Genomic DNA, 21918 nt, shown 5'->3' on the forward strand with positions numbered 1-21918 from the left:
TGTTTTTTATTGATATTTTGTTCGTTGGAACCACTTATCGTTTAAAGTGAAACCTATTTTTAAGTTGAAATAATTTTCCTTTACTAAATTGGCTGAGGTAGTACCTCTTATGCCGTATTCTCCCACAAGGGTAAGATTTGAAAATCCTTTTACGGGTAAACTAAGTCCAAAAGACGTGCCAAAGTCGTTTATGTTTTGATTATTGAGCACAATTCCTGTATTTTCATAGCGCAAACCTATACGGTAGGTTACTCTTTTCCAGTAACTTGAATAGGAACTGTAGTTAGGAATCCAAAAACCTCCTAAGGCTATTTTGTATCCGTCGGTATAACTGACATTTGTGGTAGTAAGGAACGGATTTGAAAAAGCTTTTGTATTCGCATAGGTATACTCAATCCCTGTAAACCATTTTTGGTGTTCTCCTAAACCTAATCCAAACTCTATTTGAGTGGGCAAGGTGAGTGAGGTATTTTTGAGCCCTAAGGCTTCTAAATCTAAAGCACGTGTTTCGCGTATTGCTAATTGTGGTGCGGAACGCCTGTTATTTCCTGTTACATAACCTAAGGTAGAGATATTGCGTTGGTTTTCAGAAGACAGTTTGCTTTGCGGTGTATATACCAATGAGGTATACAAACGCAAGCGGTGTTTCAAAGTCTCTTCGTAGTACAAACCTAAGTTAAAAGCACCTCCTTTTAGGCGTGATTTGCTAAACTCTTGGGTATAGAATTGTACATCTTTTTGTTGCAAGAGGTCGGTCATATCAATGGTTCCAAAGTTATAACGAAAAGAAGCTCCTAAACTGAATCCGCCGAATATCTTTACCCCAGAGGAAAGAAAAAACTGATTCACATTTCCTTTTCCTTCAAACTGATTTACTCTTTCACTTGTGGTGTGCTTCAGTTTATAACCTACCGATGAGTAAGGCACCAACCCAAACGATACTCCAAAGTTTTCGAGAATAGGGAACCCGAGTGTAAAATAATCGAAGGCGGAGGATTTAGTACCTATTTTTGTTTCATTTGTAACAATATTTTTGCTTTGCATTGTAAATCCGGCTGAAAAAGCGGTGAATTTTAAGTGCGAAAGTGAGGCAGGATTCTGCATATTGATACGAGTAGAATCGGCATAAATACCAATTCCGCCCATAGCACTTTCCTCGGCTATACCGTTAAAATTGCGTTCACCGACTCCGTAAAAAGAGTAAGGCGATTCAGTAGTTTGTTGCGCAAAACTCACGTAAACGGTTGTAAATAAAGCACTAATAAGTGTGATTAGTTTCTTGTTCATAAATATTTATCCAATATTAGTAACGTGTGCCTCTCCTTCTTTTGTTTGATATTCTAAGATGGCATTGAGCCCCTCAAGCAACACGTATGAGCCTGCAAATATCTGATTTTTTATTCTTTCTTGCAAATAATTTTGATTACCCCCTGTTAAAATAGAGATAAGCGAAGGGAATTTTGCTTCGTATTTTTTAATCACTCCCTCGATTTCGCACACCACATTGTGATAGACACCTGAGAGCATACAGCTTTCGGTAGTATTTCCTATAAACTGTTCAGTATCAAAAAACTGTTCGGATACTAATGGCAGTTTGGAAGTGAAATGGTGCATCGCTTTTAGGCGCATTGCTATGCCTGGGGCGATAGCTCCCCCGAGGTACTCTTTTCTATCGGTAATTATATCGAAAGTAATGCAGGTACCCGCATCGATGATGAGTACGTTGCGGTTGGGAAAACGTGTCACCGCACCTGCTACCAGAGCCAAACGGTCGATACCTAACGAGTGAGGGGTTGCATACTTATTGACGAAAGGCACAGGGGTTTCAGCTGTGAGGTATAACACATCTGGCAGGAGTTGTTCTAAGAAAGAGAAACGCTCTTTAACTTCTGTTACCACCGAAGCGATGATGCAATGAGTTACCTCGTTTAAAGGTACTTTGCTTAAAAAAGATTCTTGAAAACCCTCTTTGGCAAAGGAAAGAAAGAATGTTTGTATTCCTTTTTTGAACAGCGCTACTTTTATGGACGTATTACCTTCGTCTATTATTAAATTCATTTTCAAAAATCAGTGGGTGTGTGATTGTCCTGCAATAATTGCGCCAAAAAAAGAAGGTCTCCTGTTTCCTTTTATTTTACTCGTACTCGTGAGGAAGCTACTAATGAGGCTAAAACGCCCAAAACAACAATCGTAGCCAATACAATGAGTACATTTAAAGGAGTAATAGCGACAGGGTAGGCTAAGGTAGGGCTTATCATTACAAACTCGAAATGCTGTTGTAAAAGGACTACCGCAACGCCTAAGGCAATACCTATCAGAGCGCCGATTACCGATGCCATAGTGCCTTGCCAAAAGAATATCTGTCGCATTTGTTTTTCGTTCATACCGAGCGCATAGAGCGTTTGCAGGTCGTCTTTCTTGTCGAGTATCATCATAATGATAGCACCTACGAGGTTGAAAAGCGCAATGATGAGCACCAAGATGAAAATCAGATACACCGCTATATTTTCGGTATTGAGCATACGGTAAAGCGCATCGTTTAACTGTGCGCGGTTTTTCACTACTACGGGCTCTTGAAAGAGCTGTGAGAGCTGTTCGGCGACTTGCTTTTCATCAGCATTTGGAGCTAATTTCACTTCTATCGCTGAGACCTGCCCCTTACTTAACCCCAATAAGAATTGGGCTTCGTCTAATGATGAAAATACGTATTTCTTATCTAATTCTTCGGTGAGTTGGTAGATGCCTTGTACTACTGAAAAGGCTTGACGGTAGGGCATTGGGTCGTTTAGGATACTGCCTTTGCCTGCCTTGGGAACTACTATTTGTAGAGGGGAAGAACCATCGAGGAGATTTAAACCGAGATTATTGAAAATAGTAGCGCCCACTATCACACTGGGAGGTGAGAGCTCCCAATTGCCCAGCACGAGGATACTATCGACATCGTTTACTTTGGGGTACTCAGCATCTACTCCCTTGATATAGGCGATGTGGTTTTTTTGGTTGTGAGTGAGAAACACCTGTTCTTCTAACACTTTGGTAAAGTGTGCTACCGATGAGAGTTGGCTTAATTTGAGTGTATCTTGATTGGTGAGTGATAGGTATTTGCCTGTTTTAGGAAACACTTTTAGGTCGGGGTCGAAAGTAGAGGAGAAGGAAAGCGTAAAGTTTTTGAGACCTGCAAAGCCGGCGAGCACAATAAAGAGGGCAGCACCTCCCAACACCACCACAAAAGCCGTAACCCTATTGATGATGTTGATAACGTTCTGTGAACTTTTGGCGAACATATAACGCCTTGCTATGTAGAAAATTGAAGTCATTGTTAATGATTAGTGATTAATGGTTAGTGGTTAATTAAAAGTGCAAAGGTATGGAGTAATTAGCAAAATGGCAAAATTTAGGAATTAGCAAATTCTAAAATACGCCATTACTGCCTTGTACTCATCTTGTGCTGTTAAGCAAGTGTCGAGCAAAAAGCCTTCTGTTTGTTGCCAATTTTGTAGCCCGCGATAGTAGAACCAACGGAGTTGTTCGGTAATGATAAAAGGCACTATGTTGTTAGCTAAACATTCTTTAAAGAGCAACAAACGCCCTATGCGTCCGTTGCCGTCTTGAAAGGGGTGAATGGTTTCAAAACGCCAATGAAAATCGACCAAATCACGAAAGGTTTTGGTTTGTTTTTGGTGGTAATCGACTAACAAAGCGGTCATTTCCTGTTCTACATTTTCAGGCAGAGTGGTGGCATTGCCTCCTACTTCGTTAGGTAGTTTCTTATAGTCGCCTATCGCAAACCAATCTTTATTGCTATCGGAAGTATCTGCTTTGAGAATGCCGTGAAAGGTTTTAATCATCTCTTGGGTAAGAGGTTCAGTAGCGCATTCTAACATTGCATCAAAAGCCTTAAAATGATTAATAGCTTCGAGAATATCATCAATTTTTACCGCTTGTTCTGTAATGCCAATGGTATTGGTTTCGAAAATATAGCGCGTTTGTTCGTGTGTGAGCTGGCTACCTTCTATATGATTGGAATTATAGCAAAAATCTATTTGAGTGCGGTGATAAATACCGCCCTTTAGCTTTGTTTCTTTCTCTTGTAATAATTGTTTTAAAAGCATTTTTTATTCATAGTAATTTCTTGGTTTTGATAGCTTCTTCTACTAAACCCTACGTCATTTTTCTTTTGTAGAGTAAGTCTCGGTTTTCGATGGGGTTTTCTTCCTCTTTGAGGGATTGCTCGATACCCTCAATGTATTGCAAAGAATCGTCGATATAAAAATACAACTCGGGCATACGACGGAATTGGTGTTTGGTGATTTGCGACAGTTCGTGCTTGATGAGGGGCGCATTGGAGGTTACGCCTTTGAGCACCTCAGCTGCCTTTGCTTCTGGAAATACACTGAGGTACACCTTGGCTACTGATAAATCGACGGTTACATTTACTTTGGTTACCGAGATGAGTAGGTTTTGTTGCCCTGCATCGCGTATGGATTGCTGCAACACTTTGGCTAATTCTTCTTGAATAATGCCTGCTATTTTCTTTTGTCTGTTGTTTTCCATTAGTTTGTTTATTTATGGTGCAAAGATAGGGAATAATACTGATAATACCAAAAATGCCAAAAGAGCGGTAAAAATTAGGAAATGAGAAAATGAGAGAATTAGGAAATGAGAGAATTAGAAAATGAGGAAATGAGAAAATGAGGAAATGAGAAAATGAGGAAATGAGAAAATGAGTGAATTGGTAAATGGGGTGTGAGGTTGAGTTAGAGGAATGAGGCTGTGCCTCAGAAATTAAACAAATTTTAAACAAAATCAAGGCTGCGCCTTGTAAACCAGCGAAGGTATTGTCAGTTTATTCAACTTTGGCAAAGGTGCGAGCCGCACAGGCGAGAAAAATTAGAGAATTTGGAAATGAGGGAATTAGCAAAAGGGTAGTGATAAAAATGGTTTTTTGACAGGTCTGACTTGTTGGACAAATTGGACTGGTTAGGAGTATTCGGAAGGAAACGGAGAAGTTCGGAAGAAGGGAGGAAGGGTTTTTGGTGAAAAAAGGGTGTAAGAAGGGTGGGGGTAGCTTATAGAGCTTATAGGAAGCTTATACGAATCTTGGACGATTGGTATAGGAAGGGTATATAAGTGATTGACTCATAGTATAATACAGCGACACAAAAAACGGTAAAAACGGGGTTTCGAGGCGAAAGAAAGAGGAAGAGGCACTAGGCCTTAGGCCATAGGCACTAGGGGGTATATGACGGAAAAGGGAAGGGATAATTAGAGAATTAGCAAATTAGAAAAATAGAAAATTAGGAAATTAGTTGGAGAGACTCTGAGAGGTTTCTCCAACTATTAGCTACATTGGGTGCTTATATCTTCATATTTAAAAAGTTGGGAATTACAGAGTCGGCGGCTTTAAGGACTTCGGGATTGCCGACTCCTATTACTTTCATTCCGGCACTCTTGGCGGCTTGTACGCCTGCGGGAGCGTCTTCGAATACGCAACAATCAGCAGGGGGAAGCATTAAACCTTCGGCGGCTTTGAGGAATACTTCGGGGTTGGGTTTGGCTTTGCTTACCATTGTGCCATCGACAATAGCATCGAATAGGGGGAGAATGCCGGTACGCTCCAACACTAAACGGGCATTACGACTTGCGGAGCCCAAGGCTATCTTTTTGTGATGGGCTTTGAGGAGCTGTAAGAAGTTTAACACACCAGGGAGTAACTCGGAGCTATCAATACTACTGATTTGCTCTAAGTACAATTTGTTTTTGCGCAAGGCGGTATCGGTAAAGTCGGTTTCGGAGAGTGTTTTGCCTGCCCATTGGAGGATTTGGTGCAAGGAGACTTCGCGTCCGATGCCTTTCAGCTGTTCGTTATGCTGAGGAGTGAGCTCAAAATTAAATTCTTTGGCGATGGTTTTCCACGCGATATAGTGGTATTTTGCGGTGTCGACGAGCACACCATCTAAGTCGAAAATATATCCTTTCATTTTTCTAGTTACTTGTTACGTCGGTCTTCACCCCAGAGTAGTTTATAGCGCAGGGTGTTTATAAAGCTGTCTCCGTCGAGGCGTATCATTTTCACGACAAAGGGAGCTTTACGGACTATAATGGAGTGTTTGTTAGCAACGGGCTTGATATGTGAGTCGAGCGACATTAAAAACTTCTTTTCTCTGCCTGATACAGTGAGTTTTACTTCGGTATCTTCGGGGATTACCAGCGGGCGCGCATTGAGGTTGTGAGGGGCGATGGGGGTAATCACAAAGTTTTTGGCGGTAGGGAGTATTACAGGTCCGCCACAGCTAAGAGAGTAGCCTGTGGAGCCTGTGGGGGTGGAGATGATGAGCCCGTCAGCCCAATAGGAGGAGAGGAAATCGCCGTTGAGTTCAGTATCGATAGTAATCATAGAGGCGGTATCCTTACGAGTAAAGGTTATTTCGTTCAGAGCGAAGTTCACAGGGGCTACGGGTTCGCCTGTATCGGCGTAAACGGCTTCGATAACGGAGCGTTCTACTACTTTGTAATTTCGTTCACGGAGTTGTGTTAGTACGTTTTTCAGGTCGTCTTTATGTGCATTTGCCAAGAAGCCCAAGCGTCCTGCATTGATACCGAGAATGGGGATTTGCAGGTTTCGTACATAAGTAACCCCTTTGAGCAATGTGCCGTCGCCACCAATAGTGAGCATTACATCGTAAGAGGAGTTGAGGTCTTCGAAGGAAGCAAAAGATTTTGCTTTGAGGAATTGCTCGGAGCGATCGTTGAGGTCGCTGAGGATTTCGCGTTCTATAAACACCTTATCGGAGGGCAATAGAAGGGTAAAAAGCTCATTGAGAATGGCTTCGTTTTCCTCGGAGTACTGACGTATGTAAATAGCAATCTTCATTTTAAGCAGAAAACTAAGAATTTTTGGCAAAGATAGGGATAATTAGTGAATTAGCAAATGTGAGAATTAGCGAATGGGAAGGAGCGGACTGTATAGGTAGGTAGAAGTTGTATAAAGAAATAATGAATGATGGTGAGGTAAAAGAAAAGAACAAGATAGCGGAGGTTGTGATATACGAATGCTATACTTTATCGGATGCTAATAAAAGAATGATAAATCTTTTACCACTTCTTTATTATTGTTCTAAATAATATTTGTATCTTTGTCCCCAAAATTTTAAATCAATTTGTTTTAACAAACACATTTAATACATTTTATCGTATGAGAAATTATATCCAACATTCAGTAAAAGTGATGATAGCTGTAGCGCTCATCGCTTTGGGCAGTGCTTGTAAGAAAAGCGATAGCCCAGAACCTCCCAAACCAGAAAATGGCAAAGTAGCTATTGAAAATCCTGCTTTGGTAACTGCCTTAAAAGAACAAGGCTTTACTTTTGAAGGCAATACTCTTGTAGTAAACGACAAGGTGCGCACCACTACTTCACTCAACCTCAGTGGTAAGCAGCTCACCGATGTAAAAGGCTTGGAGGCGTTCCCTGCCCTTAGTGAGGTAAACCTCAGCAACAACAAGTTTACACAAACATTCGATTTTGGCACATTGCCTGCAACGGTAAAGAGCGTAAACCTCAGTGGTAATGAGCTGTACGACTTTAAGAACCTCGCCACTACCGACTATAGCGACAATGCCCAAGAGCCTTATAAACTGATTCGCAGTTTTGATAAACTGGTATTGCCTGCAACCGCTAAGTACAATATGGACGTATTGCCTGCCTACGTAAAACTCGCTCCTAAGAGTGATGTACAGATGCTCAACGCACAGGGTACTGCTGAGAAATATACTACCTTGCGCGAGGTACCTGATGCAACCTTACTTCTTTATATGAAAAAACACTATTCAAGCGTGATGAATGGTAATAAAATAGACCTTTCAAAAAGATTAAGTTCTGAAGAGGCTAATAATGCGCTTATGATTTCACAAGCTCCACAATATAATCCTAATATAATTGATACTTCTGAGATTGATAATATTGAAGGAGTTGAGTATATTATTAACAACCCTCTACTTAGTGCATTAGTTCACATTCAATTAAGCACAGATAAAAAGCAAACTATTCCGTATATAAAGTTAGGACAAAAAGTAACAGCATTTGGAACTGTTTGGGTAGACACCCCTAATATAGATTTCTCAAAAGCTGAGAGTTTAACTGCTATTCAAATAATGAATAATGCAACTGTTAAAAAAATAGATTTATCTGCTTCAAAAACAATGATGCAAAAAGGAGTTGCTAATCACAATAATTTTTCAGGTACTGCTATTCGTTTTGCAAACTGTTCACAATTAGAAGAGGTAATTTTGCCTGATGTAAGCAAGGCACCTTCTCCTATTTCTGCCTATAGTATTGCCTTTCTAAATCTACCCGCTTTAAAATCTACTATAGATTTAAGTAAACTACAAGTGGTACAATATATATACTTAGGTGGTATCTCTGCTAAAGTTATTTATCCTACTCAGAAATTTTTATACTATCTATCTCGTGGAGAAAAAGACAACACGAATGGCACACTATTTTTTACTCCTACTGAAGAGATTTTTAATCGACCAGAAACCAAAAAATTTGTTGAAACATATATCCCTGATAAAAAAATAGGTGTAGCGAGATTTAATGATGCCCCTTCTTTAAAAGTATATGATTATCTTCCATTATATGATGAAGATGAAGAAGATACAGGTAGAGCTTCACATATTCAATCTAAGGAAAATAAAGCAGATGATTTGTTCTTAAATCTCATAAAAAGAGAAATAAATAAGCAAAAAAAGTTGCACAATAAATAATTATTTGTACCTTTGTGTCACAAAACTTATTTACAATGAGTTTAAATAATGAATTAGTAACTTTTAAACATTATCTATATGAAATATTCATTTTTAAAAATGATTGCTTTTACAGCAATCGCAGGGGTGGCATTCGTAGGATGCCAAAAAGAGGAACTAAATACTGCTGAGACAGGATTAGTTACCAATGGTCAAGCAGCTGTTCAGCAAAATGCTGAAAGGCAAAGAACTACTATAACAGTAAACGATGTAGTAGGAGAGTATAAAGGAACCCTCGATAAGGTTGTAATGAGAGGTAGAAATAGGGGTAAGGTGTTAAACCAAATTTTTACTGTAAGTAAGTATAATAACAGTAAGTTCAGTTTGCATTTACCTCCTTTTAAAGTAGGGGAGATGCCTGGTACTATTGAAATAGATGCTAAAGGCATTAAACTAAATAGTGATGGTACTTTTAAAGCCTCCAATATCTCAAATGGAGTGCTCTTAACAGTTCCTATTCTTGGAGAGACCCCTTACCCTATTACTTCTATGGAAGGTTCTTTTACTCCAACTAATGACGGTCGCTATAAATTACAGGTAGGAATTCATAGTGAAGGAAAAATATTCTTCTATATTACTATCTTTACTGCTTATGTACATTTTGAGGGAGACCAACAACAGTTAGGAAACTAATCCTCTACTTCCTACTCTTAAAAGTCAGAAAGTAACAACTACAATTGTTGCTCTCTGGCTTTTATTACTCTTTGAATGTTATTCTAAATGTTTAATTTTAAAACTTATATAATATGTTATTAAAGAAAATATTTTTCAGTATATTTGTTGTAGTAGTCCTTATAGGTTGCCAAAAAGAAGAGCTATCTACCCAAGGACTTCCTAAGACAGTAGCAAATGCCGAAGCAAGCACTTTTACTCAAATCAATCCTAACGAATACCTTTTATCAGGTACTTATACGGGTGATTTACATCTCGTTTTCAATGGCAATAATGTTTTCATTCCTAAAAAAGATGTTGTGGTTACTATTAACAAAGGACCTTATAATGTCAATCTCCGCATTAGGAATTTTGTTTTTAATGAATACTTAGGAGGGAGTAATATTTTTGTCAAAAATATAACAATAAAAAATGGCCGAGTATTTAATGTTACTTCACAATATGGACTTCGTATGAATTTTCTTGAATTTCCTTTAATTATGAATGGGAAATTCACAAGAGAAGATGGTAAAAACTATTTAGAATTTGATATGTCTTCTGAGTTTGAAATATTTTATACAAAAATGACGTTAAAAGGAACTTTTAGAGGTGTACGAACCAAACTAGAACCTTAATCCATAAAAGCACCTTACTATGAAAAAAATACTTTTATTATTTATAGGGCTTACTCTTTTGGCTTGCAAAAAAGAAGAACAAAACAAGCCTATTGAAAATACTGACCCTAAACTGCAAACAGCTATCAGCGTACTAAAAGGCGATATGGTATTAGGACAACACGTGAAATTGGCGGGTACGGACAAGTCTTTATTGCCTTCGGGCGTACCTACTAAATTTACTTTTACTTGGGACGAGCCCAGCAAACGCCTCAAAATGCACCTCGAAAAAATACAACCGGGCACTATGCCTTTTCCGGTGAGTATGCAAGCCTCCTTGGAAGTAATGGAACTCAGCTATTGGGACAAACAGGAATACGTAGGCAATTGGATAAAATTCTACGATAAAGCTGCCGTAACTACCCCTTATATACCTGACAATTACCAAGGTCCCACTATCACTAAAGAAGGGAGTACCATTGTTACGGGCTTCTTCAATGTAGATACACACGAGGTGTATTTCTTAATCCAATACAATATGATGAACGTAGTGGGTACGATATTTAAACAAAAAATTGACCGCTCTCGCTTAGCGCGCTTTCAGGAAGAACTCGATGCCTACGAAGAGGCGTTGGCAGAAAAAAAATTAGACACAGGGGGTGAAAGATTTCTCGGTGATAACAACCAGCAAGCCATTACGCTTTTGGGTGCTACCCAAACTATTACGGCTAAACTCACCTACGAAGGTAAAACTACAGAGGTAGCCTTGCCTATCACCTTTGTGTGGGATGGTAAAGAGCCTAACAATGTAACAGGGCGTATGCAACTATCGCTTGCCAAAACGGCAGTGAGTGGAGTGAACTTGCAATTGGGTTTCAGTGGCAAAGCGCGTTTTATAGATGTGCTTACTAAAAGTGAAGAAGCTATCTACGGGCAAGGCAATACCGATAAAACCAAACTCAAAGCAGTGGAAGTAACCACTACTCTTTGGGACGCTACGGGTACACAAACGCTTAAAACTTCTGCTAAAGGCGAAGTGCGAATGATTGTGAATGTAGAGAAAAAAATAACCTCCTTCTCTTACCTTAACAAAGAATTAGGACTTACCATTTATGCCAAAGAAGTAGCTATAAGACCTTAAATTAATGAGAATCACCATATCCATTTTACTATTTCTATTAGGAGGAATCCTCTCAGCCCAACAGGTGCGTATGCGGGTGCTCGACAAGGGTACCCGCTTGCCTATAGCTGCTGCTGTGGTGAGTTATACCGAGCCTGCTTATAGTGACAAACTACAACACAGCATTGCCGATGACAATGGCATTGCCCTCCTGAAAAGGCGCAAGGGGGGTGTGCTGCATTACACGGTGCAGTCGCTGGGCTACACACTGCTAAAAGGTACGCTAAACGCAGAAAACGAGCTCACGGTATACCTCAGCGAGGAAACTACCCAATTGGTGGGCACTACACTCACAGGTAGAACGACGGGTGCTACCGTGCGCCCCACCAAAGAAACACCTACGGTGGTGCAGGTCATCACGGGACAGGAGTTAGTGAAAGCGGGTTATAGCAATATCCAGCAGGCGCTGATGCAGGAAACCCCTGGGATGAATATCCAAAAGGTAGGTTTTGGCAACGAGATAAGTATGCAAGGCTTGGATGCGCGCCATATCCTCTTCTTGATGGATGGCGAGCGTATGACGGGTGAAATGGCGGGCAACCTCGATTACGAGCGCTTCAATCTGCATGCTGTACAACGTATTGAGGTGATGAAAGGGGCGTCGTCTACCCTCTACGGTTCGAGGGCAGCAGGAGCAGTCATCAACATTATCACCAAGAAAACGGATAAGCCTTTTGCTATTACGGTAGGTTCGCGACACGCCGAGATGAACGAACGCAATTACCACAACCCTGAGCGGCGCGATTTTCTCTATATGTTTGAAAAGAATGCCGATAAGCCCAACCTGCAATCCTGGGTATCGGCAGGGGCAAAGATAGGGAAATTCACTACCCAAACGGATGTGTGGTTCAGCAGTCAGGATGCGTATTACCTTTACCAAAAAGAACCCGATCGCAAGGTGTATACCAAAGAAGCCAATCCGTTTCTCAGTAAAGATACTGTAGTGCAAGCCACCTTTTTGCGTCCGCCAATGGGTATTGAGGGGGTTGAGCATCTCTCGGCTTCACAAAAACTGTATTACGACAGTAAAAACTTAAGCATACAGCTATATGGCACGGGCTTTTTGATGAACTCGTATGATATGGTGCAAGACCTCTATTTCTCGCAAACCAAAGACTTCACCGGAGGGCTAAAACTCTCCTACCGCCTTAAAAACTATTTCGCACTACACGGCACTTTCCATACCGACTTTTACGAGCGCTACAAACGTCACGAACGCCGTGATGTAGATAAAAAGGTGTATGACTCTAAGATTATGCAACCGCGCCTCACGCTCACCTCGCAATACTTCAAAAAGCACGGCCTCATTTTGGGGATTGACTATTTTCAAGACGACCTCACCAGCGACCGCTTTGCAGCTAATCGTATGCTCACACGAGGGTTGAAGGAATGGGAGTTCTTCTTTCAGGACACCTATACCATAAGTCCTAAGTGGCAAGTGGAAGCCGGATTGCGCACCAATTACAGTCTGCAATTTGGTACGATGGCACTGCCGAAAGTAGCCATAAAATTCTCGCCTACCGAAGCCCTTTCGTACCGCTTGAATTACGCCAAAGGCTATCGTTCGCCTTCTATTAAAGAGTTGTTTTTTAATTGGGATCACTTAGGAATGTTTCAAATTATAGGCAATGAGATGTTACAACCCGAGAAAAACCATTACTTTTCGGTAGGAGCTGAATATGCGGTGCCTAAATTCTTTATTTCGGGGAATGCCTTTATCAATCAGTTTCAGGATAAGATAGAGGGGGTGTGGAAAATCTACGAGTTTCAGTATAACTTCGAGTATATGAACCTCAGTCAGCAACGGCTCTTAGGCTTTGACCTGCTCACCCGCTGGAAGATAGTACCCGCCCTTACGCTCAACGCTTCCTATTCGTATGTAGATGTAAGTAAAACAGAAGGCTTGCGCATCAACACTACCTCGCCTCACGCCGCTACCGCAGGGCTTGAATACAAATGGTATCGCGACAACTACGACCTATCGGCAAACCTGACGATGAGTATGATGGGTAAGAAAACCTTTGATGTGCAAGATCGCATTACGGTACAGGAAGAAGTACCTTTATACGGTGGTGGTACGCAACGGCGCCCTGTGAGCAAAGAGGCGTATTTTCGTTGTGAATTGCCTGCTTACGCACTCTTCAACTTAAATGTACAACAACGCTTTTTGAAGCATTACAAGCTGAACGTCGGGGCAAATAATATTTTCGATTATAAACCTTCAACCTTGGGCTCTGGCGTAACGATGTTCAACATTCCTGCTACTGCAGGGCGTAGGTTTTTTGTGCAGGTAGAGATCGATTTTTAAATTAGCAAATATGAAAAGAATCTTATATAGTATACTGATAGCTTTGTTGAGTACGGCTTGTGTGAAATATGAGGCTCTGCCTTTTACAGGCAAAGTGCTACCGCGTCGTTCGGGGTACATCAATAATGTCACCAACGATTGGATATACTATAACCTCCGTACAGGTGAGATATTCAATGCCTACCAAGTGAATGCCGATATTATAGAAGGCAATCAGAAAAATAGATTAGATTGGGATTTAGCATTCTGCGGTAATAAACTTCGCACCAATAGCGGCACCAGTGGCAACGGACACGGAGGAGTTGCCGATATGGGCTTTCAGGGGTATGACCGCTGGACGAGTGTTTCGCAATTGCCTCATGACCTACAATGGGTAGTAGATACCGACAACGTGTCTATCACTATGTCACAACGCGAGTGGATAAGCTATACCGTAGCCCATAATATCACAGGTATCCCTTGGTTTGACCCCAATAAAGGCCCCCAACAAACCAAAACCAATGCTAATCCGTTACTCAATAAGGCGTTGGTATTCTCAGGGCCGCCTCCCTCTTATACTCCCTCGTTTCACACTTATATCATCCGCACAGCCGATGGGTTGCGCTATTTTAAGTTACAAATAGTGAGTTGGTATGACGAGAGCATCGAGATAGGCGACACAGGGGGACGTATTAGTTTTTATTGCGATGAGTTGAAGTAAGTTTGTTTGTGTAGTATTTCAAGAGAAAGTAGTATATTTGCACTCGTGATTCGTTATGCTAAAATAAATTAAATGGATTTTGAACGTATCAAAGAAAAGCTAGCTATCCTTGCTGATGCTGCCAAATACGATGTGTCTTGCTCGAGTAGTGGGAGTGCTCGTAAGGCGGTGAAAGGTGAATTGGGTAACGCTGCGAATTTCGGTATCTGCCACTCGTTTACTGAGGACGGCAGGTGTATTTCTTTGCTCAAAATCTTACTTACGAACCACTGTATCTACGATTGTATTTATTGTGTGTCGCGACGCAGTAACGATATACAGCGCGCTGCTTTTAGTGTGCAGGAAGTGGTAGACCTTACTATTAATTTCTACCGACGGAATTACATCGAGGGGCTGTTCTTGAGTTCGGGAGTGTTCAAAGACCCTAATACTACGATGGAACGATTGGTGCGTGTGGCTAAGAAGTTGCGGACAGAAGAGCGCTTTAACGGTTATATTCACCTGAAAACAATACCTGGGGCAAGCGAAGAACTGATTCACGAAGCAGGACTTTATGCCGACCGTCTGTCCGTTAATCTTGAAATACCTACCAAAGAGGGGTTGAAACTGCTTGCGCCAGAGAAAGACCACCGGCAGATGCTTACCCCGATGCAACAGGTGAAGAACGAGTTGGCAATGCATTCGCTTGAAAAGAAGAAGTTTAAGCATACGCCTAAGTTTGCGCCTGCCGGACAGACCACCCAAATGATTATAGGCGCGACTGACGAAACCGACCATAAGATTATAAAGGTTGCCAGCTATATGTATGACAAGCTTGAAATGAAGCGGGTGTATTATTCGGGTTATGTGCCTGTATTGCAGGACAGTAGGTTGCCGTCTATCCACAGCCAAGTGCCCATAGTGAGAGAAAACCGCCTATACCAAGCCGATTGGTTGATGCGTTACTACGGCTTTGCTCCTGATGAGATTTTAGATGCTCGGCAACCGTTCCTCGATTTGGAGATAGACCCTAAATTAGCGTGGGCATTGCGTCACCCTCATCTTTTCCCCGTAGATGTGAACACGGCTCCGCGTGAAATGCTCTTGCGCGTTCCAGGGGTGGGAGTACGGTCGGTACAAAAGATACTTGCGGCGCGTACTTTTCAGAAGCTCACGTATTACTCGCTCAAACAGATAGGGGTAACCTTAAACAGAGCAAAATACTTCATCACTTGTAGCGGGGCTACGCCGTTGGCAGGCACTATGGAGCCCGCCAAACTTCGTCATTTGCTTATCGCTAATAGCCACAACAAGCATAAGGAGCTTTTCGGTGGGCAGTTGTCGTTATTTTGATTAATAATTCTGTGTAAGCGATGGGTTCTTCTCCATTACATCCTTAGGAAAGGGAACGATGTACATAGGCGAATTGGGAGGCAGGGTATAGGTGCGTTGCGGTACAGTGGTATTCACCAGAGGGAAGGTGCGTTGCAAGGTTTTGGCATAAGCACTCTCGGTGTTCAATCGTTTTAAATCGAAAAAGCGATTAAAGCCCATAGCGAGCTCTCTACGGCGCTCGTCGATGATGAGTTTTACGGTCTCCTCAGTAGTAGCAGGGGTAGCGAGGGTCGCACCACTGCCTTTTATGCGTTTGCTACGCAGAATATTTACAGTTTGCATCGCCCCACTGAGGTTGCCCAAGCGCGCTTTGCACTCGGCTAAAGTAAGGTACATCTCACCTGTTTTCATTCCTACGGTAGGGTAGAAGAACTTAGTGGCGGGCATATCCCAGTTGGCAGTACCGGAACCTTTATCGTTATAACGGTGGTTCTTATTGAAGAAAAGCTTGAACCGCATATCGTTTTCGGTATCAAAAAGGTTGCAAAACTCAGGACTCACGGGGTAGATGTACCAAGAGTTCATCTCGGTATATCCGTTCATATAGGCTAAGTTGAGCACTTCGGGGTTTTTATCTACTGTGATAGGGGTAGGACTTGCCTCATAAGCCACCATATCTATCAGTTGGTTGTTGTACGACAGACTCTTTTGGGCTGCCACTAATGCCTGCTGATATTCTCTTCTGAATAGGTGCACTCTGGCTTTCAAGGCATAGCCAAAAGCTAATGAGGGGTGATATACATTCACAGGGTGTTCTTGCAAAAGGGGCAACGCCGCCTCGATATCTTCTTGAATAAAATCGTACACTTCTTTTATGGTAGCTTTGGTAGGGTGAGCTTCTAAGTCGAATTCACGCATTAGGCACACACCACCATCGGTAGCTGCTGTGGTAGGGTCGTAGCCTTTGGCGTAAACGTTTACCAGCATAAAATAATCAAAAGCTCTTAGCAAGCGCGCTTCGGCTTTGGCACGTGCTTTTAGTGAGGCATCGCCTTTTGCATTATCAACGGTAGTGATAATCATATTCCACCTACCTATATAGCTGTATACATTGTTATAAAAGGGAGACGACTCGATGTAATCGGCACGTGGGGCATTCTCTTCGTAATAAAAATTAATACTGTTCAGGTCGGGTGCCTTACCGATGATACTACTCTCCTTTACCCAATTGTCGTCTACCAGAGTGCGGAAGTTAAAAGGAGGGTAGTTTTTAGTGGGGAGTACTACCAAATCGTAGTATTCCTCGGCGGTGTTGATAATCTTTTCACCTTTGGGAGTGAGGTCGGTGTATTTGTCGCAAGCGCTGAAAAACAGGGCTATGAATATGATGGTTGCAATTCTTTTCATTGTAAAATTATTAAGGTATACAAACTGTCTGCCTGTCGTGCCACGGCTACCACGGCTGGCTAAAAACTAAATGATATACCGAAAAACGCAGCTGTTGCTACGGGCAGAGCGCGTCTTCCAGAGTTGAGGTGATAGGTTTCGGGGTCTATATCGTCGCCAGCAGCACACCAAGTGAGTAGGTTATTGAGCTGAGCGGTGATTTTAGCCTCTTGTAAGCGCAATTTCTCGCAAATGTTTTTAGGAATATAACACGAAAATAACACATTGCGCCATTTGATATAATCGGCGTTTACCACGTGATTGTCGCCGAGTTGCCAAAGAGTATTCACCGTATTAGCAGTGCGTCTCAAAGTCGCTGGATAGTCGAACGACATACGGGGCATATCGGTGGGGTTCGTAGTTGTCCAACGTTGGGTAATATCGCGATGGGTTTCGTTTTCTTGATTGATGGAATAAGTGTCTTTGCGAAGTTTATGTCCACCCGCATATATAACCATCGTACCGAGCTCAAAAGCTTTATAGCGCAGTTGCAAGCTAAGGGCTCCGTTAAAGGTCGGGTTCATCGTTCCCAATCTTACGAGGGCATCTTCACTTTTGATATCTTTAATAGTGGGCACACCATTGGCGTCGAAAGAGGTATTAGGGTTGCCGTTTTCATCTAAATAAATAGGGTAACCATTGGTGGTTTCCTTGTATCGATAGGCATAAAGCGAGTTAAAGTCGTCTCCTTGTTTGTAATAACGCAAGGGGTTACGAGCGTATTCCACAGCATTAGAAGGCTTGCTACTTACTTTCTCAATGGTATTTTTGTTGTAGGCAAAAGTAGTTCTTACAGTAAGTTGCAAATCTTTGGCTAACTCACGTGTAGCATTCAAACTCACTTCTATTCCTTTGTTCAGTAAAGCTCCGTTATTGATGAGTCGTCTTTGAGCACCTACGGTAGGGTCGAGTTCGGTCAGTACCAAAAGGTCGGAACTGTAACGACGATAAAGGTCGATACTTCCTGAGAGCCAATACCACATACCGAAGTCAATACCTAAATTGGTGGTTTCAGTCTTTTCCCAACGTAATTTAGGGTTAGGTAAATCGGTATCGTTGAACTGTAAATACTGTTGGCTAGGGTAAGCGCCTCGCACATCGGTAAGCAAACGTCCGCGTAAGAAAGGGGTAGTAGTTTGGTCTACATTACCACTTACACCATAGGTAAGGCGCAGTTTTAGCAAGTTTACCACATTACCATAGAAGAAATCTTCGCGATGCAAATTCCAGCTACCGCCTACTGACCATAGGGGACGGTATTTGTACTTGGGGTCTGCCCCAAACATATCAGCTTGGTCTACGCGCACACTCCCTGTGAGGTTGTATTTCTGATCGTATGAATAGCCCAACGTGCTATAAAAAGAGATAAAGCGGTGTTTGGTCTCGCTTTGCTGATTACGGCTCAGCGATAGCGACTGCCTGCCGTAGAGATAGCTAGTAACACCAGGATTGTAGAGGTCTTTCCAGTTCAGGGTAGGGAAGGAGAGCGTTTGCTCGTCGTAACCATATTGCATTTCCTTAGTATTGCGCGGGGTGTAGTGCTGACGCATCTCGAAGCCCAATAGCGCTGTCACATTGTGTGCCTCCGCAAAAGTGCGATTGAAATCCAACTGCTGACGGAAGGTATAATGCTGTGTTTGCCCTTTCTCCTGTTCGTAATAACCGCCTTCGGGCAGTTCAGAAGAGAATTTTTGAGTAGTAGCATCTTGTTTTACCAATTGGTTGTGGCGCAAACGCATATAATAAGTGTCTTTGTCAAAGAAAGTTTCACTGTTGTGAGTGTTTAACTCATATTGAAAATAGCTTTGGTATTGCAAACCTTTGATAATAGATACTTGCAGATTTGCAAACGGACGCAAACTGAGGTTGTACTGTTTTTGATGTTCTTGCGCTATCGATTCCAATAAATTGAAGCTATACGAGCGAAAAGCGTCGTTGCCCGCAATTTGTTCTAAAATATGTCCGTTTATGGGGGCAACTAAATTAAAACCCGCATACGGATTCGTTCCCAATAGCCGAGTGTAACGCGGTTGCTTTAAGTAATCGGTATACAAGTTCCGCACTTGTTCAGCTACGGCATCAACAGCGGTATATCTGCCATTCACCCCTATGGTGCTTTTTAGCCAAGGCGTGAGCTGGTAAGTGTTTTTTAAATAAAGGTTGAGAGCGCGCGTCTTTTCGGTAACGATGCGCTCATCGGTGTCTTCATATTGCAACGAAGCGTAATTCTGACTGCGGTTATTACCACTTTCTACGCTTATATTGTAGCGTTTGCTGATGATAGGTTGCCACACATAACGCTTGAAGTCGCGAAGGTAATCGCGGTTGCGCCACTCGTTAAGCGTACTATTCACCTCTTGCTGGCTGAGTTTTCCTTTGGCTTGGTCGCGGTATAGCTGGAAGAGAGGCGAGTAATACCTCACTGTTTGTCTGCCCCCAATTTCTCCGTAGGAAGCAAAAAGGTCATCTACATTGCCATTGCTATCAGCCAATTTGCTTTGGTAGAAAGCCGTTTCGAGGTCAATAAGGTCGGACGTCGAAGCGTAGCGCATACGGCTCATATTGGGTTTGAAAGTATAAAACAGGTCGGTATGCACGTTGATACGCAAACCGTTCTGCAAGCCCTTTTTGGTAACAATCACAATCACCCCATTGGCAGCGCGTACCCCGTAGATAGCCGTCGCAGCAGCGTCTTTCAGTACCGTTACCGACTCGATATCTTTGGGGTTGATATCTTCTAATGGCGTATCGGTAGGGATATCGTCAATCACCACCAAAGGCGAATAGCCCACATTGCCCGAAAAAGTACCTACCCCGCGCAGTATAGGCACCTCTTTCCCTGTAAAAGGGTCTTTTGTAAAGCGCACACCTGCTATTTGCCCCTCAATAGCTTCTTGTACGGTTCTATTAAGCTGACGGTTGAGCTGGTCTGTCCTTATTTTGGTATAAGCCGAAGTAGTTTGCTCTTTGTGAAGATTTTGGTAGCCCGTAGCTACTACATCGGTAGAACTTAAAGTGATAATCTCCGGTTCCAAATGCACTTTTAAGAAAGGTTGTTCACCCGAAACGGTAAATTCACGAGATTTCATACCTAAGTACGAAATCCTTATCACTTCTCCTGCTTTTGCAGAAATCCGAAATTCCCCTTTGATATCGGTAAGGGTTCCCATAGATAGCAGTATATTGTCGTTTTTAACTACTACTGCTGCACCTTCCAAAGGGTGGTTTGTCACATCGGTTACTTTGCCCGATACACTAATCATTTGGGCGAAAGCGCCCACAAAACAGCAGAGGAAGAACCCCCACGCTATTACATATTTTTTCATAAACGGTCTTATTGGTAAACAATACCTCTTATATACATTTTATATACATTAATAAAGTCATCACTCTCGTCCCACTCCTCCCATAAGTCCGACAGGTCAAAAAACTATCTTTCAATCCCTTTTCCACCACCACACACCCACTAAACTCCTCTCACAAATTTGTTAATTTCCAAATTTTCTAATTTACTAATTCTCTTCCCCGTCGCCACATTCCCCCTTTGGAGGGGGCTAGGGGGAGGTTTCTTTTAATTTCCCGTCACCACATTCCCCCTCTCCTTGGGAGAGGGACGGGGTGAGGATTCCCTTTTCTTTCGCCTCGAAACCCTGTTTTTGGCGTTTTTAGTGTTGTTGTATTATAGTATAAATCAATTATTTATATACCCTTCCTATACCAATCGTCCAAGATTCGTATAAGCTTCCTATAAGCTCTCTATAAGCTACCCACACCCAAATTACAGCTCATCTTTTACCTTTTACCTCAACTCCTCCTTTTGAAAATCTTCGTTTCCTTTCGCTCCCTCAGATGTGTCACTTTTAGGGGTATACACTTTGCCAAAATTTTTGCCCGTGTGGCTCACACTGCCTGTGCGGCTCGCACCTTTGCCAAAGTTGATTAGTGGTATTATTGGCATTTACTCCATTTACTAATATGTTAATTTTCTAATTCTCTCATTTTCTAATTTCCTCATTCCCCTCCTAGTGCCTATGGCCTAAGGCCTAGGGCCTAAGTTCTAAGGCCTCAACAGTTTTTTAACGGCGACAAAAGTAGTAAATAGAGTCGAACTACACAAATTATTTTGAAAGAAACTAAATTACACTTCCGGTAAATACTGCCAATAGCGCTTCGGCATATTCCTCAGTTGGTATTTCGCATTCTTGCGTTCGGCTATGTTAATATGCTGAAAATAAGTCTTCCAAAGTGTTTTATAAGCATCAGCAGTAGCCGGAGTAAGCACTCCAAAATGCTTATCCACAGGAGTAAAAGGCAACACCTCGTGCAGATTGTAAATAAAACCATACCCCCGTTCAGGGTCGTAAAGTACCCATTGTTGGTCAGAAAAACGCGTTTTGAAATGAGGAACAACCAGTGGCAACACGTCATATTCAGGTACTATTTTGGCAAAATAAAGTTCGCCTACCTTTTCAAAGCGCACAAACTCTTTCATTCGGTGCACTTCACGACCCACACTCTTAGCCGCTTTGCGTATAGAAGCAATAGCCCTATGGGCAAAGTTCTCCAACACTTTCCCCTCAGGGTATTTCACCATCAGTCTAATAGCCTCCAATAAGTAGTCTTCCATATGTGTTTCTTCCGATAAGAAAGCCCTTAGCACAATCGCCACCCCTTCTTTACCCCAGCACAGTTCTATTTTGGTAAGCACCCGTTGCGCTTTATTAGCATCGGTATACACCGTTTCCTCCTCGCCAAAAAGCAAAGGCGCAAACCGATGTCTCGCTACAATAGTCACCTCGTTGTAACGATACTCAAAAACAGCAAATACTGCTGTGAGGAACCCCTCAAAAGTACTGTCGTATACCAAATGTTTCAAAGCCAAATACAGTTAAATACGCA

The 21918-nt window shown here is 42.2% G+C and carries 18 protein-coding genes; 8 read left to right on the forward strand and 10 right to left on the reverse strand.

What is annotated here, in order from left to right:
• Positions 1 to 6: 6 nt before the first annotated feature.
• The 5 genes from AM608_RS06940 to rbfA all read right to left on the reverse strand — a co-directional run bounded on the left by AM608_RS06940 (position 7) and on the right by rbfA (position 4554).
• Positions 7 to 1287, reverse strand: coding sequence for a hypothetical protein (locus AM608_RS06940; RefSeq protein WP_053581212.1), 1281 nt, complete (start codon positions 1285 to 1287; stop codon positions 7 to 9).
• A 6-nt stretch (positions 1288 to 1293) separates the two neighbouring features.
• Positions 1294 to 2058: a type III pantothenate kinase gene (locus AM608_RS06945; RefSeq protein WP_053581213.1), complete on the reverse strand. Its 765-nt coding sequence runs from the start codon at positions 2056 to 2058 to the stop codon at positions 1294 to 1296.
• A gap of 71 nt (positions 2059 to 2129) precedes the next feature.
• Positions 2130 to 3284, reverse strand: coding sequence for an FtsX-like permease family protein (locus AM608_RS06950; protein ID WP_009409984.1), 1155 nt, complete (start codon positions 3282 to 3284; stop codon positions 2130 to 2132).
• Positions 3285 to 3401: 117 nt separating this feature from the next.
• Complete coding sequence (locus AM608_RS06955) at positions 3402 to 4112, reverse strand: Fic family protein (protein ID WP_053581214.1); 711 nt, start codon at positions 4110 to 4112, stop codon at positions 3402 to 3404.
• A gap of 49 nt (positions 4113 to 4161) precedes the next feature.
• Positions 4162 to 4554 (reverse strand): 30S ribosome-binding factor RbfA, encoded by a 393-nt coding sequence (gene rbfA, locus AM608_RS06960; protein WP_002674172.1) that lies wholly within the window; start codon positions 4552 to 4554, stop codon positions 4162 to 4164.
• A 416-nt stretch (positions 4555 to 4970) separates the two neighbouring features.
• On the opposite strand from rbfA, the gene AM608_RS12535 reads away from it, so the two are divergent.
• Complete coding sequence (locus AM608_RS12535; RefSeq protein WP_082315886.1) at positions 4971 to 5075, forward strand: glycosyltransferase; 105 nt, start codon at positions 4971 to 4973, stop codon at positions 5073 to 5075.
• A 282-nt stretch (positions 5076 to 5357) separates the two neighbouring features.
• Here AM608_RS12535 and pgmB read toward each other — a convergent pair whose 3' ends face one another.
• Together pgmB and AM608_RS06970 are read right to left on the reverse strand one after the other, a co-directional pair.
• Positions 5358 to 5981: a beta-phosphoglucomutase gene (gene pgmB, locus AM608_RS06965; RefSeq protein WP_053581215.1), complete on the reverse strand. Its 624-nt coding sequence runs from the start codon at positions 5979 to 5981 to the stop codon at positions 5358 to 5360.
• Positions 5982 to 5989: 8 nt separating this feature from the next.
• Complete coding sequence (locus AM608_RS06970; protein ID WP_016478244.1) at positions 5990 to 6874, reverse strand: NAD kinase; 885 nt, start codon at positions 6872 to 6874, stop codon at positions 5990 to 5992.
• 321 nt (positions 6875 to 7195) lie between these two features.
• Here AM608_RS06970 and AM608_RS06975 point away from each other — a divergent pair, with 321 nt between their 5' ends.
• From AM608_RS06975 to AM608_RS07005, 7 genes are all read left to right on the forward strand, one after another.
• Entirely contained in the window at positions 7196 to 8767 is a 1572-nt protein-coding gene (locus AM608_RS06975; RefSeq protein ID WP_053581216.1) for a leucine-rich repeat domain-containing protein, read from the forward strand.
• Between the two features lie 78 nt (positions 8768 to 8845).
• On the forward strand, positions 8846 to 9439 hold the full coding sequence (locus AM608_RS06980) for a calycin-like domain-containing protein (RefSeq protein WP_053581217.1): 594 nt from the start codon (positions 8846 to 8848) through the stop codon (positions 9437 to 9439).
• 113 nt (positions 9440 to 9552) lie between these two features.
• A complete protein-coding gene (locus tag AM608_RS06985) occupies positions 9553 to 10092 on the forward strand; it encodes a calycin-like domain-containing protein (RefSeq protein WP_053581218.1) in 540 nt (179 codons plus the stop codon).
• A gap of 19 nt (positions 10093 to 10111) precedes the next feature.
• Complete coding sequence (locus tag AM608_RS06990) at positions 10112 to 11212, forward strand: DUF4903 family protein (protein WP_053581219.1); 1101 nt, start codon at positions 10112 to 10114, stop codon at positions 11210 to 11212.
• A gap of 4 nt (positions 11213 to 11216) precedes the next feature.
• The gene (locus tag AM608_RS06995; RefSeq protein ID WP_053581220.1) at positions 11217 to 13559 is read left to right on the forward strand and encodes a TonB-dependent siderophore receptor; all 2343 of its coding nucleotides are present in this window, start codon (positions 11217 to 11219) and stop codon (positions 13557 to 13559) included.
• Positions 13560 to 13569: 10 nt separating this feature from the next.
• Positions 13570 to 14259, forward strand: a complete 690-nt coding sequence (locus AM608_RS07000; RefSeq protein ID WP_002674066.1) for an HmuY family protein — start codon at positions 13570 to 13572, stop codon at positions 14257 to 14259.
• 72 nt (positions 14260 to 14331) lie between these two features.
• Positions 14332 to 15591 (forward strand): putative DNA modification/repair radical SAM protein, encoded by a 1260-nt coding sequence (locus tag AM608_RS07005; RefSeq protein ID WP_053581221.1) that lies wholly within the window; start codon positions 14332 to 14334, stop codon positions 15589 to 15591.
• Here the strand turns inward: AM608_RS07005 and AM608_RS07010 are convergent, their stop codons facing one another.
• From AM608_RS07010 to AM608_RS07020, 3 genes are all read right to left on the reverse strand, one after another.
• Positions 15592 to 16980 (reverse strand): RagB/SusD family nutrient uptake outer membrane protein, encoded by a 1389-nt coding sequence (locus AM608_RS07010; RefSeq protein WP_053581222.1) that lies wholly within the window; start codon positions 16978 to 16980, stop codon positions 15592 to 15594.
• Positions 16981 to 17039: 59 nt separating this feature from the next.
• Complete coding sequence (locus AM608_RS07015) at positions 17040 to 20345, reverse strand: SusC/RagA family TonB-linked outer membrane protein (RefSeq protein WP_053581223.1); 3306 nt, start codon at positions 20343 to 20345, stop codon at positions 17040 to 17042.
• Between the two features lie 812 nt (positions 20346 to 21157).
• Positions 21158 to 21901, reverse strand: a complete 744-nt coding sequence (locus AM608_RS07020; protein WP_082315839.1) for a TIGR03915 family putative DNA repair protein — start codon at positions 21899 to 21901, stop codon at positions 21158 to 21160.
• Between the last annotated feature and the right edge of the window lie 17 nt (positions 21902 to 21918).

This window comes from Capnocytophaga sp. oral taxon 323 (genome assembly GCF_001278825.1).
In the GTDB taxonomy this organism is placed as follows: domain Bacteria; phylum Bacteroidota; class Bacteroidia; order Flavobacteriales; family Flavobacteriaceae; genus Capnocytophaga; species Capnocytophaga ochracea.

Excerpts from the sequence above, each read along its gene's own strand:
- AM608_RS06940 (WP_053581212.1), bottom strand. The coding sequence starts at position 1,287 with ATGAACAAGAAACTAATCACACTTATTAGTGCTTTATTTACAACCGTT.
- AM608_RS06945 (WP_053581213.1), bottom strand. The coding sequence starts at position 2,058 with ATGAATTTAATAATAGACGAAGGTAATACGTCCATAAAAGTAGCGCTG.
- AM608_RS06950 (WP_009409984.1), bottom strand. The coding sequence starts at position 3,284 with ATGTTCGCCAAAAGTTCACAGAACGTTATCAACATCATCAATAGGGTT.
- AM608_RS06955 (WP_053581214.1), bottom strand. The coding sequence starts at position 4,112 with ATGCTTTTAAAACAATTATTACAAGAGAAAGAAACAAAGCTAAAGGGC.
- rbfA (WP_002674172.1), bottom strand. The coding sequence starts at position 4,554 with ATGGAAAACAACAGACAAAAGAAAATAGCAGGCATTATTCAAGAAGAA.
- pgmB (WP_053581215.1), bottom strand. The coding sequence starts at position 5,981 with ATGAAAGGATATATTTTCGACTTAGATGGTGTGCTCGTCGACACCGCA.
- AM608_RS06970 (WP_016478244.1), bottom strand. The coding sequence starts at position 6,874 with ATGAAGATTGCTATTTACATACGTCAGTACTCCGAGGAAAACGAAGCC.
- AM608_RS06975 (WP_053581216.1), top strand. The coding sequence starts at position 7,196 with ATGAGAAATTATATCCAACATTCAGTAAAAGTGATGATAGCTGTAGCG.
- AM608_RS06980 (WP_053581217.1), top strand. The coding sequence starts at position 8,846 with ATGAAATATTCATTTTTAAAAATGATTGCTTTTACAGCAATCGCAGGG.
- AM608_RS06985 (WP_053581218.1), top strand. The coding sequence starts at position 9,553 with ATGTTATTAAAGAAAATATTTTTCAGTATATTTGTTGTAGTAGTCCTT.
- AM608_RS06990 (WP_053581219.1), top strand. The coding sequence starts at position 10,112 with ATGAAAAAAATACTTTTATTATTTATAGGGCTTACTCTTTTGGCTTGC.
- AM608_RS06995 (WP_053581220.1), top strand. The coding sequence starts at position 11,217 with ATGAGAATCACCATATCCATTTTACTATTTCTATTAGGAGGAATCCTC.
- AM608_RS07000 (WP_002674066.1), top strand. The coding sequence starts at position 13,570 with ATGAAAAGAATCTTATATAGTATACTGATAGCTTTGTTGAGTACGGCT.
- AM608_RS07005 (WP_053581221.1), top strand. The coding sequence starts at position 14,332 with ATGGATTTTGAACGTATCAAAGAAAAGCTAGCTATCCTTGCTGATGCT.
- AM608_RS07010 (WP_053581222.1), bottom strand. The coding sequence starts at position 16,980 with ATGAAAAGAATTGCAACCATCATATTCATAGCCCTGTTTTTCAGCGCT.
- AM608_RS07015 (WP_053581223.1), bottom strand. The coding sequence starts at position 20,345 with ATGAAAAAATATGTAATAGCGTGGGGGTTCTTCCTCTGCTGTTTTGTG.